Source organism: Nocardia cyriacigeorgica GUH-2 (assembly GCF_000284035.1).
Taxonomy (GTDB): Bacteria; Actinomycetota; Actinomycetes; order Mycobacteriales; family Mycobacteriaceae; genus Nocardia; species Nocardia cyriacigeorgica_B.
The window spans coordinates 3,848,215-3,864,270 of record NC_016887.1 but is presented as its reverse complement, the minus strand read 5'-3'; the positions used below and the strand labels follow the sequence as shown (position 1 = coordinate 3,864,270).

General features: G+C 69.4%; 16 protein-coding genes. 11 read left to right on the top strand and 5 right to left on the bottom strand.

All coding sequences use genetic code 11. From position 1 onward, the window contains the following. Position 1 precedes the first annotated feature (1 nt). The 4 genes from def (at position 2) to NOCYR_RS17400 (ending at position 4,458) form a co-directional block, all read left to right on the top strand. Positions 2-544 carry a peptide deformylase gene (def, locus tag NOCYR_RS17420; protein WP_014351715.1) on the top strand — a complete coding sequence of 181 codons (543 nt, stop codon included), beginning with the start codon at positions 2-4 and terminating at the stop codon, positions 542-544. Further along, entirely contained in the window at positions 544-1,467 is a 924-nt protein-coding gene (gene fmt / locus NOCYR_RS17415) for a methionyl-tRNA formyltransferase (RefSeq protein ID WP_014351714.1), read from the top strand. The genes def and fmt overlap by 1 nt, the downstream gene beginning before the upstream one ends. Before the next feature lie 965 nt (positions 1,468-2,432). Beyond that, the gene (locus tag NOCYR_RS17405) at positions 2,433-3,761 is read left to right on the top strand and encodes an RsmB/NOP family class I SAM-dependent RNA methyltransferase (RefSeq protein WP_048834243.1); all 1,329 of its coding nucleotides are present in this window, start codon (positions 2,433-2,435) and stop codon (positions 3,759-3,761) included. A 349-nt stretch (positions 3,762-4,110) separates the two neighbouring features. After that, the gene (locus NOCYR_RS17400; protein WP_014351712.1) at positions 4,111-4,458 is read left to right on the top strand and encodes an MmcQ/YjbR family DNA-binding protein; all 348 of its coding nucleotides are present in this window, start codon (positions 4,111-4,113) and stop codon (positions 4,456-4,458) included. Here NOCYR_RS17400 and NOCYR_RS17395 read toward each other — a convergent pair whose 3' ends face one another. Next, on the bottom strand, positions 4,459-5,361 hold the full coding sequence (locus NOCYR_RS17395; protein WP_014351711.1) for an RNA polymerase sigma factor SigF: 903 nt from the start codon (positions 5,359-5,361) through the stop codon (positions 4,459-4,461). It abuts the gene before it with no gap. Further along, positions 5,361-5,783, bottom strand: coding sequence for an ATP-binding protein (locus tag NOCYR_RS17390; RefSeq protein WP_014351710.1), 423 nt, complete (start codon positions 5,781-5,783; stop codon positions 5,361-5,363). The genes NOCYR_RS17395 and NOCYR_RS17390 overlap by 1 nt, the downstream gene beginning before the upstream one ends. 119 nt (positions 5,784-5,902) lie before the next feature. Here NOCYR_RS17390 and rpe point away from each other — a divergent pair, with 119 nt between their 5' ends. Continuing rightward, entirely contained in the window at positions 5,903-6,559 is a 657-nt protein-coding gene (gene rpe / locus NOCYR_RS17385; RefSeq protein WP_014351709.1) for a ribulose-phosphate 3-epimerase, read from the top strand. Between the two features lie 12 nt (positions 6,560-6,571). On the opposite strand, the gene NOCYR_RS17380 is transcribed toward rpe, so the two are convergent. Continuing rightward, complete coding sequence (locus NOCYR_RS17380; RefSeq protein WP_014351708.1) at positions 6,572-7,042, bottom strand: hypothetical protein; 471 nt, start codon at positions 7,040-7,042, stop codon at positions 6,572-6,574. Continuing rightward, positions 7,039-7,224, bottom strand: a complete 186-nt coding sequence (locus tag NOCYR_RS17375; protein ID WP_048833477.1) for a hypothetical protein — start codon at positions 7,222-7,224, stop codon at positions 7,039-7,041. The genes NOCYR_RS17380 and NOCYR_RS17375 overlap by 4 nt, the downstream gene beginning before the upstream one ends. Before the next feature lie 662 nt (positions 7,225-7,886). Here NOCYR_RS17375 and NOCYR_RS17370 point away from each other — a divergent pair. The 4 genes from NOCYR_RS17370 to NOCYR_RS17355 all read left to right on the top strand — a co-directional run bounded on the left by NOCYR_RS17370 (position 7,887) and on the right by NOCYR_RS17355 (position 10,871). Beyond that, positions 7,887-8,510, top strand: coding sequence for a riboflavin synthase (locus NOCYR_RS17370; RefSeq protein WP_014351707.1), 624 nt, complete (start codon positions 7,887-7,889; stop codon positions 8,508-8,510). Between the two features lie 95 nt (positions 8,511-8,605). Next, entirely contained in the window at positions 8,606-9,850 is a 1,245-nt protein-coding gene (locus NOCYR_RS17365) for a bifunctional 3,4-dihydroxy-2-butanone-4-phosphate synthase/GTP cyclohydrolase II (RefSeq protein ID WP_014351706.1), read from the top strand. A 28-nt stretch (positions 9,851-9,878) separates the two neighbouring features. Beyond that, entirely contained in the window at positions 9,879-10,358 is a 480-nt protein-coding gene (gene ribH / locus NOCYR_RS17360; protein WP_014351705.1) for a 6,7-dimethyl-8-ribityllumazine synthase, read from the top strand. 3 nt (positions 10,359-10,361) lie between these two features. After that, the gene (locus tag NOCYR_RS17355; protein WP_048833476.1) at positions 10,362-10,871 is read left to right on the top strand and encodes a PH domain-containing protein; all 510 of its coding nucleotides are present in this window, start codon (positions 10,362-10,364) and stop codon (positions 10,869-10,871) included. Positions 10,872-10,955: 84 nt separating this feature from the next. Here NOCYR_RS17355 and NOCYR_RS17350 read toward each other — a convergent pair whose 3' ends face one another. After that, positions 10,956-12,902, bottom strand: coding sequence for a gamma-glutamyltransferase family protein (locus NOCYR_RS17350; RefSeq protein WP_048833475.1), 1,947 nt, complete (start codon positions 12,900-12,902; stop codon positions 10,956-10,958). A 187-nt stretch (positions 12,903-13,089) separates the two neighbouring features. Between NOCYR_RS17350 and NOCYR_RS17345 the strand changes: the two genes are divergently transcribed. Both NOCYR_RS17345 and uvrC read left to right on the top strand, forming a co-directional pair. Beyond that, positions 13,090-13,896, top strand: a complete 807-nt coding sequence (locus NOCYR_RS17345; RefSeq protein ID WP_048833474.1) for an NmrA family NAD(P)-binding protein — start codon at positions 13,090-13,092, stop codon at positions 13,894-13,896. Positions 13,897-14,009: 113 nt separating this feature from the next. Beyond that, positions 14,010-16,025, top strand: coding sequence for an excinuclease ABC subunit UvrC (uvrC, locus tag NOCYR_RS17340; protein WP_014351701.1), 2,016 nt, complete (start codon positions 14,010-14,012; stop codon positions 16,023-16,025). The last annotated feature ends 31 nt before the right edge of the window (positions 16,026-16,056 follow it).

Sequence of the window (16,056 nt, the reverse complement as noted above, 5' to 3'; positions counted from 1 at the left end):
CGTGACCATTCAGCCCGTTCGCCTGTTCGGCGACCCCATCCTGCGAGCCCGCGCGGCGGAGGTCACCGAATTCGATCGTGAGCTGCGGCAGCTGGTCACCGACCTCACCGAGACCATGCACGACGACGGCGGGGTCGGGATGGCCGCCCCGCAGATCGGGGTGGGGCTGCGGGTATTCGTCTACGACACCGGCGACGCGGCCGGCCACCTGGTCAACCCGAGCTGGACCGTGCTCGGCGACGAGGAACAGATCGGCCCGGAGGGCTGCCTGTCCATCCCCGGCCTGCGCTACGACACCCGCCGGGCGCTGCGGGTGCGGGCCACCGGCGTGGATATGACCGGCGCGCCGGTCGAGTTCGAGGCCGAGGGGCTGCTGGCCCGCTGCGTGCAGCATGAGACCGATCACCTCGACGGTGTGCTGTTCATCGACCGGCTCGAGCCCGCCGACCGCAAGGACGCGATGCGCTCGATCCGGGAATCGGATTGGTTCGCCGCGGGCATCACCGTGCGTCCCAGCCGCTCGGTCGCCGAGCGGAGCCGCTGATGCGGATCGTGTTCGCGGGTACGCCCGAACCCGCGGTGCCGTCGCTGCGGCGGTTCATCGACTCCGCGCGCCACGAGGTCGTCGCGGTGATCACCCGGCCCGACGCCGTCGCCGGTCGCGGCCGCAAGGTCACCCGTTCACCCGTCGGCAAGCTGGCCGATGAGCACGGCATCCCGGTGCTCACGCCCGCGCGTCCCGCCGACCCCGAATTCGTCGCCCAGCTCACCGAATTGGCGCCGGACTGCTGCCCGGTGGTGGCCTACGGTGCGCTGCTACCACAGCAGGTGCTCGACATTCCGCCCTACGGCTGGATCAACCTGCATTTCTCGCTGCTGCCCGCCTGGCGCGGTGCGGCGCCGGTGCAGGCGGCCATCGATGCCGGCGATGAGATCACCGGCGCGTCGACCTTCCAGATCGAGGCCGGGCTCGACACCGGTCCTGTCTTCGGTGTGGTGACCGAACGGATCACGGTCACCGACACCGCGGGACAGTTGCTGGAGCGGCTCGCCGACAGCGGCGCTGCCCTGCTGGAGAAGACCCTCGACGGCGTGGAAGACGGGACCCTGCAAGCGGTTCCGCAGCCCACCGACGGCGTGTCGTACGCGCCGAAACTGTCGGTCGAAGCGGCCCGGGTCCGCTGGGATCAGCCCGCCCTCGCCATCAACCGCCGCATCCGCGCCGTCACGCCGGCCCCCGGCGCGTGGACCGTCGTCGCGGGCAACCGGCTCAAGCTGGGCCCGGTGGAAATGGCCGAAGACGTGCTGCCCGAACGGCATATCGAGGTCCGCAAGAGCGGGGTCTACGTCGGCACCGCAACGACCGCCGTCCGCCTGAATCAGGTTCAGCCCCAAGGCAAACGCATGATGTCCGCCCTCGACTGGGCCCGCGGCGCCCGCCTCGAGCCGGGCGCGGTGGTCGAATGAGCGACAACGATCGAGAACGCGGGCGCCCGAGCGACGAACGCCGCGATGAGTCGGTTGGCGGTCGCGGAGGCCGTGACGAGTCCTTGGGCGGTCGCCGAGGCCGCGACGAATCCGCGGGCGGTCGCCGAGATCGTGATGGGTCTGCGGGTGGTCGCGGAGGTCGCGATGAGTCTGCGGGTGGTCGCCGGGGCCGTGACGAGACTGCGGGTGGTCGCGGAGGCCGTGACGAGTCCGTGGGCGGGCGCGGCGGCCGTGGCCAGCGATCCGCGACATCCGGTTCGGCTCGAGGCTCCGGCATCGAGCGGCCCGGCGGCCAAGCGCGCCGTGCAGGTGAGAACCGGGACTCGTTCGGCCGCAGTGGGGAGCGCTCCGGCGACGGCCGAGTGTCAGGCGGCTCGGGCCGGAGCCAGCGGGCCCCGGAGGGCCGCGATAGGTTCGACGACCGGCGTCGCTCGGGAGATTCCGGTCGTTACCACCGCGCCTCGGAAGGCGCTGAGCACTCCGGTGACCGCCGTGGGTCGGGTCGCGGATCCCGCGCATCGGGACTCGGTGAGTTCGGCGACCGTCGTTCGGCAAGCGGCCCGGACCGCGGGCTGGGAGCGCCGGAATCGGGTGACCGGTTCGGTGGCGGCCGAAGTGCGGGCGGCTCTGGCCGGGAGCGCGGCGCGTCGGAGCGCGGTGAGCGCACCGGCGATCGTCGAGGCGGTTCGAGTCGTGGGCGGGGAGCGTCGGAGCCGAGTGATCGGTTCGGCGGTGGCCCACGTACGGGTCGTTCGGGTCGCGGACAGGCTGCGTCGGAAACCGGTGATCGCCGAGGTGCGGGCCGGCGCGGCGCGTCGCCGGGCGGTGAGCTCTCCGGGGATCGTCGAGGTGAGAGCGGCTCGGGTCGCGGTGGTGCGCAGGCGGGCGACCGCCGGGCGGCGGGTGCGGCTGGCCGCGATCGCGGGGGTCGGCGGTACAAGTCGATTGATCCGGCGCGGGAGGTTGCGCTGGAGACGTTGCGGGCGGTGCGGGAACGTGATGCGTACGCGAACCTGGTGCTGCCGGGGTTGCTGCGGGAGCGGCGGATCGAGGGGCGGGATGCGGCGCTGGCGACCGAGCTCGGTTACGGCGCCTGCCGGGCGCAGGGTGTGCTGGATGCGGTGATCGCCGAATGCGCCGGGCGGGCGGTCGAGGAGATCGACGGTCCGCTGCTGGACATCCTGCGGCTGGGCGTCTATCAGTTGCTGCGCACCCGGATCGGCGCGCATGCCGCCGTCGATACCTCGGTGGCGTTGGCGCGGGCCGAATTCGGTGCGGGCAAAGCCGGTTTCGTCAACGCGGTGTTGCGGCGGGCGGGGGAGCGCGACGCCGCCGAATGGGTCGAGCTGCTCGCCCCACGAGACCCGGTCGGCCACCTGGCCTTCGAATACGCGCACCCAGCGTGGATCGCGCAGGCCTTCGCCGACGCGCTCGGCGCCGACGCGGCCGAACTGGGCGACGCCCTGGCCGCGGATGACGCGCGCCCCTCGGTGCATCTGGTGGCCCGGCCCGGCGATATCACCGCCGAAGAACTGGCCCTGGTCACCGGTGGTGAGGAGGGTCGCTGGTCGCCGTACGCGGTGTATCTCGAAGGCGGTGATCCGGGCAAGCTCGAGCCGGTGCGCGAGGGTATGGCCGCGGTCCAGGACGAAGGCAGCCAGCTGGTCGCCCTCGCGCTTACCCGCGCCCCGCTCGACGGCCCCGACAACGGTCGCTGGCTCGATCTGTGCGCCGGCCCCGGCGGCAAGGCGGCCCTGCTCGGCTCCCTGGCCGCCATCGACGGCTTCCAGGTGGACGCTGTGGAGCCGGCCGAGCACCGCGCCGAACTGGTCCGCACCGCCACCGCGGGCATGCCGGTCACCGTGCACGTCGCCGACGGTCGCGACAGCGGCCTGACGCCCGGCTACGACCGCATCCTGGTCGACGCCCCCTGCACCGGCCTCGGCGCGCTACGCCGCCGCCCCGAAGCCCGCTGGCGCCGCACCCCGGCCGATGTCGCCGAACTGGTTGTCCTGCAACGCGAATTGCTCGCCGCCGCCTGGGATCTGCTGCGCCCCGGTGGTGTGGTGGTCTACTCCACCTGCTCACCGCACCTACCTGAAACGGTGGCAGTGGTCGCCGACGCCGCCCGCCGCACCGGCGCCATCCAGCTCGACACCCGCGAACTCGTCCCCGGCGTCCCGGATCTCGGCCCCGGCCCAGGCGCACAGCTCTGGCCACATCGCCACGGCACTGACGCGATGTTCGTGGCGGCGCTCCGGAAACCGCTGTAGGAGGAGTCTGCGCTCAGGTCTGGGTGCGTGGCGGTGCCAGGGATCCCCCCGGGCCAGTCGACCCCGGCCTTGTGCGCAGCTGTGGCCGCACCGTCACGGCGCCGACACGATACTCGTTCGGATCTCCGGAGCCCGGCCCCGGATGGCGTCGCCAGGTGAGCTTCCGCTCGTGCCCGATGGTGTGCCCTGATGCCTTGTGCTTCGGCCGCCATCGAGGAGGCCGCTGCCCTCGACCTGACCGGCCGGCCGCCGAGCTGTCGGCTGCGAGCTCCGGCCGCGTGGATCGGCAGCGACGCCCCATGCGACATTCGTCCAAGCCGCAGGACAACCCTGCGCGCACACTGAACGTATGGCGATCGATTGGGCGGGTGTGGTGGCGTTGGCGACGCAATTGCCGGGGGTCGAGGAGTCGACCTGGTGGCGGACGCCGGCGTTGAAGGTGGGGAAGAAGGGGTTCGCGCGGTTGCGGGTGGAGGCCGAGGGTGGGCTGGTGCTGCTGTGTGATCCGGAGGAGAAGCAGGCGTTGCTGGCCTCGGGCGATCCGGCGTACTACACGACCCCGCATTACGACGGCTACCCCTACATCCTGATCGATCTCGATCGGGTCGAGATCGATCAGCTGCGCGAACTGCTGGATGCCGCGTGGTGGCTGTCGGCGCCGGCGAAGATGCGCAAAGAGCGCGAACGCACCGGCTGACTACTCCCGCGAGGACTGCTCCCGCAGGCGGGCAAGGGTTTTCGCGAGGATGCGCGAGACGTGCATCTGCGAGATCCCCATCTGCTGCGCGATCTGAGTCTGGGTCATCGATTCGAAGAACCGCATGGTGAGGATGCGGCGTTCGCGTTCGGGCAGGCCGTCCAGCAGCGGCCGGATGGCGACGTACTCCTCTACTCGGTCGAACTGCGATTCCTCCTCGCCGAGGGTGTCCAGCAGCGAGGCGTCGGTGTCGCGACCGGCCGAGGCGGCGTCGATGGAGGTGGGCTGATAGGCGTTGCCCGCGATGACGGCCTGGGTGACCTCATCGGGGTCGACGTCGAGTTCGGCGGCGATCTCCTTGGCCGTGGGGGAGCGGCCGAGGGTCTGCGAGAGCGTGTCGACCGCGGCGCCGATGCGCAGATGGGTCTCCTTGACCCGCCGCGGCACCCGCATCGCCCAGGTGTTGTCGCGGAAGTAGCGGCGGACCTCGCCCATGATGGTGGGCACGGCGAAGGACAGGAAGTTCGAGCCGCGCTCGACGTCGAACCGGTCCACGGCATGGACCAGCCCGACCCGCGCGACCTGGGTGAGGTCGTCGAACGGTTCACCGCGTCCGCTGAACTTGCGGGCGATGTGGTCGGCCAGCGGAATGCACCGGTTGATCAGCTCGTCGCGCAGCGTGGTGTAGGCCTCGGTGCCGGTCTCGGTGGCGGCCAGCCGGGTGAACAGCACCGCGACGTCGTCGTAGCCGGAGACCTGGCTCGCCGTCTCGATGGTGGCGTCGTCGGCGTCGGCCGGCTGTTCGGCGTCGCCGGGTGTCTGGTCGCTGGGTTCGGGCTGGTCGGTCGTCTCGGGAGCGCCGTCGTTGTCCGCGGGGTCGAGCATGGCGTCCTCGTCGGCCACTACGCTTTCCCCCGGACCCGGCGGAATTCGACCGTCGTGGGGTATCCGGAGAGGGCCGGATCGAAGGGGTCCTGGGCGGCGTGCACCGAGTCGGTGAGGGTGCGCAGCACATGCCAGCCGAAGCTGCGCTGGTCGGGCAGGCCTTCTTCGGCGGCGACGCCGGACACGCGGACTTGCAGTTCGAGGTCGCCGACGGTGAACCGGCAGTGCAGGCTGCTGTCGGGTGCGGCGACGGCGATGAGCGTCGAGCACACTTCGTCGACGGCCAGACGGATGTCGGCCACTTCATCCAGGGTGAAATCACTGAGCAGGACCAGTGTTTCGGCGAGCCCGCGCACGATCGGCAACTGACTGACCGATGCCGCGACCCGAATCTCCACCGGGGTGCTGTAGAGCCCCTGTTCCGCCGAAATGTTGATCACGCCATGAGGCTACCCACTCCTGGCCCCGGCAACCCAACTACGGCTGTGACCCGTCCCGCACCCGGCGGTTAAACTCCCGCCTTGTGTCCACGCCGACGTTCTCCCGCCCTGAGTCCCCGATGATCGCCCCGTCGATCCTGTCCGCCGATTTCGCTCATCTCGCCGACGAGGCCAATGCGGTGTCCACTGCCGACTGGCTGCACGTGGATGTGATGGATGCGCATTTCGTGCCGAACCTGACGTTGGGCTTGCCGGTGGTGGAGAGCCTGTTGAAGGCCACCGATATCCCGCTGGACTGCCATCTGATGATCGAGGATCCGGGCCGCTGGGCGCCGCCGTATGCCGAGGCGGGCGCCTACAACGTGACCTTCCACGCCGAGGCCACCGATGATCCGGTGGCGGTGGCGCGCGATATCCGCGCGGCGGGCGCGAAGGCCGGTTTGTCGGTGAAGCCGAATACGCCGATCGAGCCGTATCTGGAGATCCTGCGTGATTTCGACACGCTGCTGGTGATGAGTGTGGAGCCCGGTTTCGGCGGCCAGTCGTTCATTCCGCATGTGCTGGACAAGGCGCGCACGGTGCGGCGGCTGGTGGATTCGGGTGAGTTGCGGCTGGTGGTGGAGATCGACGGCGGTATCAATGCCGACACCATCGAGCAGGCCGCCGAGGCCGGTATCGATTGCTTCGTCGCGGGTTCGGCGGTCTACAACACCGCTGATCCCGGCGCCACCGTGGAGACGCTGCGCAGGCAGGCCGCCACGGTGTGGGCGCGCTGAGCCGGTGAGCCGCTAGGAGCGGCGGATCGGGTGGGTGCCGACGGCCCGGGTGGCGTCGATGACGGCGCTTTGCGGCGGCCGGTCGGTGCCGCTTTCGGGGGCCTGTACCCAGCTGCGGTAGCCGGTGCGTTCGTCGTCGGGTGAGGGCAGCACGATGTGGCTGCCCGCGCTGGCGACGGTGGCGTAGAGCCGGAACAGTTCGGCCGATTCGGCGGCACTGAGGCTGTCGGGGCGGGTGGGTCCGGTGAGGAAGGTCCAGCGCCGGGCCCGCGGGTGGGCGACGACGGGTCCGGCGATGCCGGCCAAGCGCAGCCGCTGCTGTACTTGTTCGCCGAGTTCGGCGGGCATGGTGATGGCGCCGTAGCGGGCGCCCATTTTGAGGAGTATGCGTCGGGAGGTGGGGTCGATGACGGCTGGGAACTGGTATTCGCGCCGATAGCTGACGCAGCGGTTTTCCAGTGTGAAATCGACGAGCGTGGTCACGCCGCACCCCCGGTGGTGTGGTTTTCGCTGGTGGATGTGTGCTGATCGACGGGTTCGGTGTCCGCGTCGATCTCGATTCTGTCCACGGTGTTCTTTCGGCTTTCTCGAGTGGTGGACTTGCGGTGTTTTCTGCGGTGGCGCCGCCGCGCGATCGGCCTCGTGGCGTCGTCGTCCGGGCGCACACTGCCGACGGTCGGAATCGACTGGCAGGCAACGACTTATCAGTTGTTGCCGTCCAGTTGTCCGGCGACCGGATGCGCTGGTCGATGGTGAGGTGTCACGTGTGGCGTGCCGAGATCGAACTGCCGTGTAGGACTCTGCCGTCCGTGGTCACTCTGCCGTACGGAAACAGTGGTGCTGTTGAACGGTGGGAGTCGGCTACATAACGATTTTGCGTCAATTCTGGTCTCGGTGCAAGCGATTGCGGAAATTCATGTTTCGCCGAAGTCTCGGCCGGGCACCGACTGTACGGGCGCTCGATGACATTCTTCTGTGCGTTTCGGAAAACGCGGTGCAACAAAAGCTACGGACCGAACGAACGGTATTTTTCTGAATACCGATGGCGAATTTGCCCACCGAAAATAACCGGTGTCCGTCAAACCGCCGGCGACACGGCCCGACGGTCGGATTCGGCGGCGTGTCACGGGTCCGTCGTCCGGCGTGGCTTCGATCGGCGAGTCGAGCGAAAGGCGCGGGGCGGGCGTCTCACCGGTCCGGCCGCGCTCACCGCGTCCGCTACCGCTCACTAGGCTTCGATCACGAGCGCGGCACGGCCATCGGGAATAGCGGTCCGGGTGCCGACCGTTCCGCAACGCAGCAGACCACACGCGACAGGGAGTCAGGCATGTTCACAGGCATCGTCGAGGAGCTGGGCGAGATCGTCGCCACCGAGCAGCTGGCCGACGCCGCGCGGTTGACGATCCGGGGCAAGCTGGTGACCTCCGATGCCGGTCACGGCGACTCCATCGCCGTCAACGGTGTGTGCCTGACCGTGGTCGAGGTGGTCGACGGCGATGCGTTCACCGTGGACGTGATGGCCGAGACGCTGAACCGGTCCAGCATCGGCGGCCTCACCACGGGCGACAAGGTGAACCTGGAGCGGGCCGCCGCCCTCAACAGCCGCCTCGGCGGCCATCTGGTCCAGGGCCACGTCGACGGCACCGGCACCGTGCTCACCCGCACCCCCTCGGAGAACTGGGAGGTGGTGCGGATCTCGCTGCCCGACGCCATCGCCAAGTATGTGGTGGAGAAGGGCTCGATCACCGTCGACGGCATCTCGCTCACCGTCTCCGGACTCGGCACCGACGACACCCCCGCCGCCGACGGCAACCGCGACTGGTTCGAGGTCTCGCTCATCCCGACCACGCTGTCGCTGACCAACCTGGGCACCGCCGCGCCGGGCACCACGGTGAACCTGGAGGTGGACGTCATCGCCAAGTACGTCGAACGCCTCCAGCAACGCGGCTGAGCACACCGTCCACCAGGCGGACCACTGCCTCCGGAGCGACACTTCCGACCCAGTAGTGTGGGGTGGCACCTTATTCGAGATGGAGCACAACAGACGTGACCAGGTTCGACAGCATCGAGCGCGCAGTCGCCGATATCGCCGCCGGTAAGGCGGTTGTCGTCGTCGACGACGAGGACCGGGAGAACGAGGGCGACCTCATCTTCGCGGCCGAGAAGGCCACCCCGGAGCTGATGGCGTTCATGATCCGCTACACGTCGGGCTATATCTGTGTGCCCCTCACCGGTGAGGACTGCGACCGTCTCGGCCTGCCACCGATGTACGCGCTGAACCAGGACAAGCACGGCACCGCCTACACGGTGTCGGTCGACGCCAAGGAAGGCGTGTCCACCGGCATCTCCGGCGCCGACCGGGCCACCACCATCCGCCTGCTCGCCGACGCCGACGCCAAGGCCGACGATTTCACCCGGCCCGGGCATGTGGTCCCGCTGCGCGCCAAGGACGGTGGCGTGCTGCGCCGGCCCGGCCACACCGAGGCCGCGGTCGATCTGGCGCGGATGGCCGGGCTGCGGCCGGCCGGTGTGATCTGCGAGATCGTCAGCCAGAAGGAAGACGGGCATATGGCCCGCACCGAGGAGCTGCGCGTTTTCGCCGACGAGCACGAACTGGCGCTGATCTCCATCGCCGACATGATCGCCTGGCGGCGCAAGCACGAAAAGCATGTGGTCCGGGTCGCCGAGGCGCGTATCCCCACGGTGCACGGTGAGTTCACCGCCGTCGGTTACCAGAGCATCTACGACGAGGTCGAGCATGTGGCGCTGGTCCGCGGTGACATCCTCGACGGCGACGACGTGCTGGTGCGGGTGCATTCGGAATGCCTGACCGGCGACGTGTTCGGTTCGCTGCGCTGCGATTGCGGCCCGCAGCTGGACGCCGCCTTGGAGATGGTGGCCGCCGAGGGCCGTGGCGTCGTGCTCTACATGCGCGGTCACGAAGGTCGCGGCATCGGGTTGATGCACAAGTTGCAGGCCTATCAGCTGCAGGATTCCGGCCACGACACCGTCGACGCGAATATCGAGCTGGGCCTGCCCGCCGACGCCCGCGACTACGGCACCGGCGCCCAGATCCTGGTCGATCTCGGCATCCGGTCGATGCGGCTGCTGACCAACAACCCGGCCAAGCGCGTCGGGCTCGACGGCTACGGACTGCGGATCACCGAGCGGGTGCCGATGCCGGTGCGCGCCAATGCCGAGAACCTGCGGTACCTGCGCACCAAGCGCGACCGCATGGGGCACGACCTGATCGGGCTGGACGATCTGGATCTGGGAGAGACCGCGCAGTGAATCCGGGCGGACGGAAAGGCGAGAACCGATGAGCGGTACCGGCGTACCCACTTTCGCGCTCGAGGATGCCAAGGAGCTGAAGCTCGGCATTGTCGCCTCGCGCTGGCACACCCAGATCTGCGACACCCTGGTCGCCAACGCCGAACGCGTGGCCAAGGAAGCCGGTGTGCGTGAGGTGACGGTGGTGCGTTGCGCCGGCGCCATGGAGCTGCCGGTGGTGGCCCAGGAACTGGCGCGCACCCATGACGCCGTGGTCGCGCTCGGCGTGGTGATCCGTGGCGACACACCGCATTTCGAGTACGTCTGCGACGCGGTGACCGCGGGCCTGACCCGTGTGTCGCTCGACGAGAGCACGCCGGTCGCCAATGGTGTGCTCACCACCAACAACGAGAAGCAGGCGCTGGACCGGGCCGGGCTGCCCGGCTCCGCGGAGGACAAGGGTGAGCAGGCCTGCGCCGCCGCCCTGGATGCCGCGCTGACCCTGCGCTCGCTGCGCGGGTCGAACTAGCCGATGCCCGTCGTTCGGATCTGGCGCAGGAACGCGGGCCCGGCTCCGGCCGGGTCTGCCACCCAGCAGCCGGTGTGGGATCTCGAGGTGCGTCCGCGCCGGGCCCGCCGCACCGCGGTCATCGTGGCGGTGCTGTTGGTGATCGCGTTCACCGCTGCCGGGGTGTTCCTGCGGGTGGGTTCGACCGGCGTGCATTTCCGGGTGCTCGATCAGTTCGCCATGGCGGGGATCGGTGTGCTCGGCGCGTGCGCGGTGCTACTGCTGACCCGGCCGCGGGTGCGGGTCGGCCCCAAGGGCGTGGTGGTGCGCAATGTGCTCGGCGACAACGAATTCCCGTGGAAGTACATACGCGGGGTGTCGTTCCCGGACCGCAAGTCCTGGGCGCGGCTGGAACTGGTCGACGACGATTACGTGCCGATGCTGGCCATCCGCTCCAACGACAAGGAATACGCCGCCGACGCCCTCGAGCGGCTTCGCGAATTGGGTGCGAAGTACAGCGGTTCGGCCGACTGACGAGCGCCCGTAGCCGGACCCTGCCATTACGCCGATCGCCGAGGTGTGACACTCGGCGGCGATCGGCGCGGCATCCCGTTCCGGTCAGCGGGTATCGCCGAGCACTTCACCTTCCCGGCGCGGGTCGGCGCCGCCGATCCAGCCGTCGCCGTCGCGGCGGACCACGCTCAGCCCGCTCGTCTGCGGCGCCACCGACACCTGATGGCCGAGTTCGCGCAGACGCACCACCAGCGGATCGTGCGCACCGTCGTCGGAGGCATCGATCGCGGGATGCTCACCACCGACCCCGGTGACCGGCGTATTGGCCGCGCCGAACGACACCGCCGAAATCGCCTGCTGCGGGTCGAGGCCCCAATCCAGCATGCCGATCAGCGTTTTCACCACGAACTGGATGATCACCGAACCACCGGGCGATCCGGCGACGTGGGTGAGTTCGCCGCGGGAACCGTCGGGGGCGTCGGCGAAGACCAGGGTCGGGCTCATCGAACTCCGCGGGCGCTTACCGGGCTCGACCCGGTTGGCGACCGGCAGGCCGTCCTCGCCGAGCGGTTCGGCGGAGAAGTCGGTGAGCTGGTTGTTGAGGATGAACCCGTCGACCATGTGGAACGAGCCGAACGCCGATTCCACGGTGGTGGTCATGGCGGCGGCGTTGCCGTAGGAGTCGACGATGGAGATCTGGCTGGTGCCGTGTTCGGGCGGCTGCGGCCCGACACCGACCGGCACCGGCCCGAAGTCGCCGGGCTGTGCGGTGCCCATGCTGCGGCCCGGATCGATCAGTGCGGCGCGGCTCTTCAGGTATTCGGGATTGACCAGCGTCTCGGGTGAATTACCCGGCAGCGGCACGAAATCGGTATCGGCGACGTACTTGTTGCGGTCGGCGTAGGCCAGCCGCTCCGCCTCGGAGATCAGATGCACCGCTTCGGCCTTGGGCTTACCGCCATTGCGGTCGACATTGTCCGGGCCGATCGCGGCCAGATCGAAGTTGGCGAGGATGCCGAGGGTGGCGGCGACGGTGATGCCGCCCGACGACGGCGCGGGCATCCCGCAGATCTCGTGCTCGCGATAGTCGGTGCACAGCGCGGTGCGCTTCTTCGGCTGGTAGTTGGCCAGATCCTCGGCGGTGATCAGGCTCGGGGTGCGGCCGCCGGAGCCGGAGGTGGCGGCCTCCACCACATCGTCGGCGATGGCGCCGATGTAGAAGGCGTCCGCGCCCTCGGTGGCGATGGCGTTCAACGTCTTCGACATCGCCGGATTGGTGAGCACCTCGCCGGCCGGTTTGGGCGAACCGTCGGGGTTGAGGAAATACGCCTTGGCGGCCTCGTCGACCGCGAGATTCGGTGCGGACTCGGCGATCTGGCCGGCCAGGCGCGGGCTGATCTCGAACCCGCGGTCTGCCAGCGCGACCGCCGGATCGAACAGATCCGCCCACGGCGTCTTGCCGTGTTCGCGATGGGTGAGTTCGAGCATGCGCAACACCCCGGGCACCCCGATGGACCGGCCGCTGGCGCGCGCGTCCGGTTTCGGTTCGGTGCGGTCGGTGTCGCTGATCCAGCGCAGATAGTTCTCGGTGGCGGCGGCCGGCGCGGTTTCCCGGCCGTCGTAGGCCTCGACGGATTTACTCGCCGCGTCGTAATAAACCAGGAACGCGCCGCCGCCGATACCGGAGGCCTGCGGTTCCACCAGCCCGAGCACCGTCTGCGCGGTGATCAGGGCATCGGCCGCGGTACCGCCGTCGCGCAGCACCTCGCAGGCGGCCTGGGTGGCCAGCGGATTCGCGGTCGATACCGCATAGGTGGCGGTACGGACCGGCGTCATATCGCTGCGATAGCCGGACGCGATTTCGGGATTCGTGCTGAGGTTCTGCGTCGTGGGTGCACCGCCGGTGGTGGGGGCGGCGGTGAGCGGTGTGCCGTTGGGGGTGGTGGTGCAGGCCGCGGTGTCCTCGGATTCCTCCGAACACCCGGCTGCCAGCGAGATCACGAGCGCCGCAACCACGGCCGCTCCCGTCCGAATCCGTCGCGCGCGCGTCATGAACGGACCTTAACCGCTGCCACCGACATGCGTGGCGCGATTATTCCCAGAGGTTCACACACGGTCGACCCGGCGCGCCGGACGACCACGCGAAGCTCGGCCGAACCCCTCGATCGACGCATGAACTCAGCGCTTGACCTCAACAATTGTTGAGCTAATAGCGTCGTGCGCGGAAAGGAGCTCAACGATGTCGATATTGGTAACGGGCGCAACAGGAAACACCGGCCGCCACGTGGTTGCGGAGTTGCTGCGCCGCGGTCACGCCGTGCGGGCACTCACCCGCGATCCGCAGCGCGCGGCGGCGCTGCTGCCCGCCGGTGCCGAGGTGGTGGCGGGCAGCCACACCGAGCCGCACACCCTCGATGCCGTCCTCGCCGGCGTGACGGGCCTGCACATCACGGTCACCTCCGGGGTAGCCGAGACCGGACCGGAACTGGTGCGCCGTGCGGTGGCGGCCGGCGTCGAGCGCATCACGATCCTGTGGGGCGGGCACGTAGGTCCGGCCGAGACGGCCGTAGCGGAATCGGGCGTGAACTGGACCCGACTCGAACCGCAGGAGTTCATGTCCAACACCCTCACCTGGGCCGATTCGATCCGTACCGAGGGCGTGGTGCGCGAGCCGTTCGATTTCCCGAGCGCCGTGGTGCACGAGGCCGATCTCGGCGAGGTCGCCGCCATCGCACTGACCGAGGACGGGCACGCGGGCCAGGCCTACAACCTGTCCGGGCCGCAGGCGTTCACGCCGAGCGAGCGGGTCGCGATGCTCGCCGAGACGATCGGCCGCGGCCTGACCTTCGAGCGGCTGAGCAGGGATCAGGCCATCGAGCGGCTGACCGCGACCGGTGTCTCGCGCGCCGACGCCGAGTACGTCATCGGCTGGTACGCCGATCCGCCGATCGAGGCGCGCATCCCTGATCCCACCCTCGAGAAGGTGTTGGGCCGGCCCGCCCGGACCTTCGCCGAATGGCTGGCCGAACACAAGGATCGGTTCTGAGGCCGGGAGTCCCGTCTCCGGGCTGCCGGGCCCGGAGAACTCCTCCCGTGTCGCAGGCTACGCGCAAGCCTCCCACGGCGGAGTTTGTCGGAGGCCGTCGATAGGCTGGGTGGGTGGCAGATCCCGCGACGTACCGGCCGAAGCCGGGCACGATTCCCGTCGAACCCGGTGTGTACAAATTCCGGGATTCCTACGGGCGCGTCATCTACGTCGGCAAGGCCAAGAGCCTGCGTTCGCGGTTGAACTCCTACTTCGCCGACGTGGCCTCGCTGCATCCGCGCACCCGGCAGATGGTCACCACCGCCGCGAGCGTCGAGTGGACGGTGGTGTCCACCGAGGTCGAGGCGTTGCAGCTGGAATACAACTGGATCAAGGAATTCGATCCGCGGTTCAACGTCCGCTATCGCGACGACAAGTCCTATCCGGTGCTCGCGGTCACCCTCAACGAGGAGTACCCGCGGCTGTTCGTCTACCGCGGCGCGCGCAAGAAGGGCGTCCGGTACTTCGGCCCGTACGCCCACGCCTGGGCCATCCGGGAAACCCTCGACCTGCTGCTGCGTGTGTTCCCCGCGCGCACCTGCTCGAACGGAGTGTTCAAGCGGCACAGCCAGATCGGGCGGCCCTGCCTGCTCGGCTACATCGACAAATGCTCGGCGCCGTGCATCGGCCGGGTCAGCGCCGAGGAGCATCGCCGCATCGTCGAGGATTTCTGCGACTTCCTCGCCGGGCGCACCGACCGCATGGTCCGCGAACTCGAGCGGCGCATGCATCAGGCCTCCGATGAGCTGGACTTCGAGACCGCCGCGCGCCTGCGCGACGACGTCCAAGCGCTGCGCCGGGCGCTGGAGAAACAGGCAGTGGTGCTCGGCACCGGTACCGACGCCGATGTGATCGCCTTCGCCACCGACGAGCTCGAGGTGGCGGTGCAGATCTTCCACGTGCGCGACGGCCGGGTGCGCGGTCAGCGCGGCTGGGTGGTCGACAAATCCGGCGACGCCGTCGACGTGCCCGAGGCGGGCGGTGAGATGGGGGCGCTGGTCGAGCAGTTCCTCACCCAGTTCTACGGCGAACAGGCCGCCGTCGCCGCCCAGGGCGCCGAGGAACAGCCCACGGTGGTGCCGCGCGAGGTGCTGGTTCCTGAACTGCCCGCCGATGTGGAGCAGGTGCAGCAGTGGCTGTCGCAGCTGCGCGGATCGGCGGTGCAGGTGCGGGTGCCGCGTCGCGGCGACAAGAAGGCGCTGGCCGAGACGGTGCAGCGCAATGCGCAGGAGGCGCTGGCCCAGCACAAACTGCGCCGGGCCGGCGATCTCACCTCCAGATCGGCCGCGCTGCAAGACATTCAGGACGCCCTCGACCTGGACATCGCGCCGCTGCGGATCGAATGCGTCGACATCAGCCATGTGCAGGGCACCGATGTGGTCGCCTCACTGGTGGTGTTCGAAGACGGCCTGCCGCGCAAATCCGAGTACCGGCATTACAGCATCAAGGAAGCTGCGGGTGAGGGCCGCTCCGATGACGTCGGCAGCATCGCCGAGGTCACCCGGCGCCGCTTCGGCCGGCTGCGCCGCGAACGCGATGCTGCCGAACGGGTCGAGCTCGACACCACCGCCGAGGCCGTGCCGGGCGTGGACGACGACGCGCCCACCTCGCTACCCGGGATCGACCCGGCCACCGGCAAACCGCGCAAGTTCTCCTACCCGCCCAACCTCTACGTCGTCGATGGTGGCGCACCCCAGGTCGCGGCCGCCGCGGAGGTACTCGACGAACTCGGCATCACCGACGTCGCGGTGATCGGCCTGGCCAAACGCCTGGAAGAGGTGTGGGTGCCCAACGAACCCGACCCGGTGATCATGCCGCGCACCAGCGAGGCGCTCTACCTGCTGCAACGGGTGCGTGACGAGGCCCACCGCTTCGCCATCACCTTCCACCGCAGCAAGCGCTCACGCCGGATGACGGCCTCGGCGCTGGACTCGGTGCGTGGACTGGGCGCCGCCCGGCGAACCGCGCTGGTCACGCACTTCGGGTCGGTCGCCAAATTGAAGGAGGCCACGGTGGAGGAGATCACCGAGGTGCCCGGCATCGGGGTCGCCACGGCACAGGCGGTGCTGGCCGCCTTGCGCGGAGATTAGCCCCGGTCGCGTACGTTGTGTGTCGGCACCC

Bases quoted from the DNA above. Each gene is read 5' to 3' on its own strand.
- fmt (WP_014351714.1), top strand. From the start codon at position 544: ATGCGGATCGTGTTCGCGGGTACGCCCGAACCCGCGGTGCCGTCGCTG.
- NOCYR_RS17400 (WP_014351712.1), top strand. From the start codon at position 4,111: ATGGCGATCGATTGGGCGGGTGTGGTGGCGTTGGCGACGCAATTGCCG.
- rpe (WP_014351709.1), top strand. From the start codon at position 5,903: ATGATCGCCCCGTCGATCCTGTCCGCCGATTTCGCTCATCTCGCCGAC.
- NOCYR_RS17370 (WP_014351707.1), top strand. From the start codon at position 7,887: ATGTTCACAGGCATCGTCGAGGAGCTGGGCGAGATCGTCGCCACCGAG.
- ribH (WP_014351705.1), top strand. From the start codon at position 9,879: ATGAGCGGTACCGGCGTACCCACTTTCGCGCTCGAGGATGCCAAGGAG.
- NOCYR_RS17355 (WP_048833476.1), top strand. From the start codon at position 10,362: ATGCCCGTCGTTCGGATCTGGCGCAGGAACGCGGGCCCGGCTCCGGCC.
- NOCYR_RS17350 (WP_048833475.1), bottom strand. From the start codon at position 12,902: ATGACGCGCGCGCGACGGATTCGGACGGGAGCGGCCGTGGTTGCGGCG.
- NOCYR_RS17345 (WP_048833474.1), top strand. From the start codon at position 13,090: ATGTCGATATTGGTAACGGGCGCAACAGGAAACACCGGCCGCCACGTG.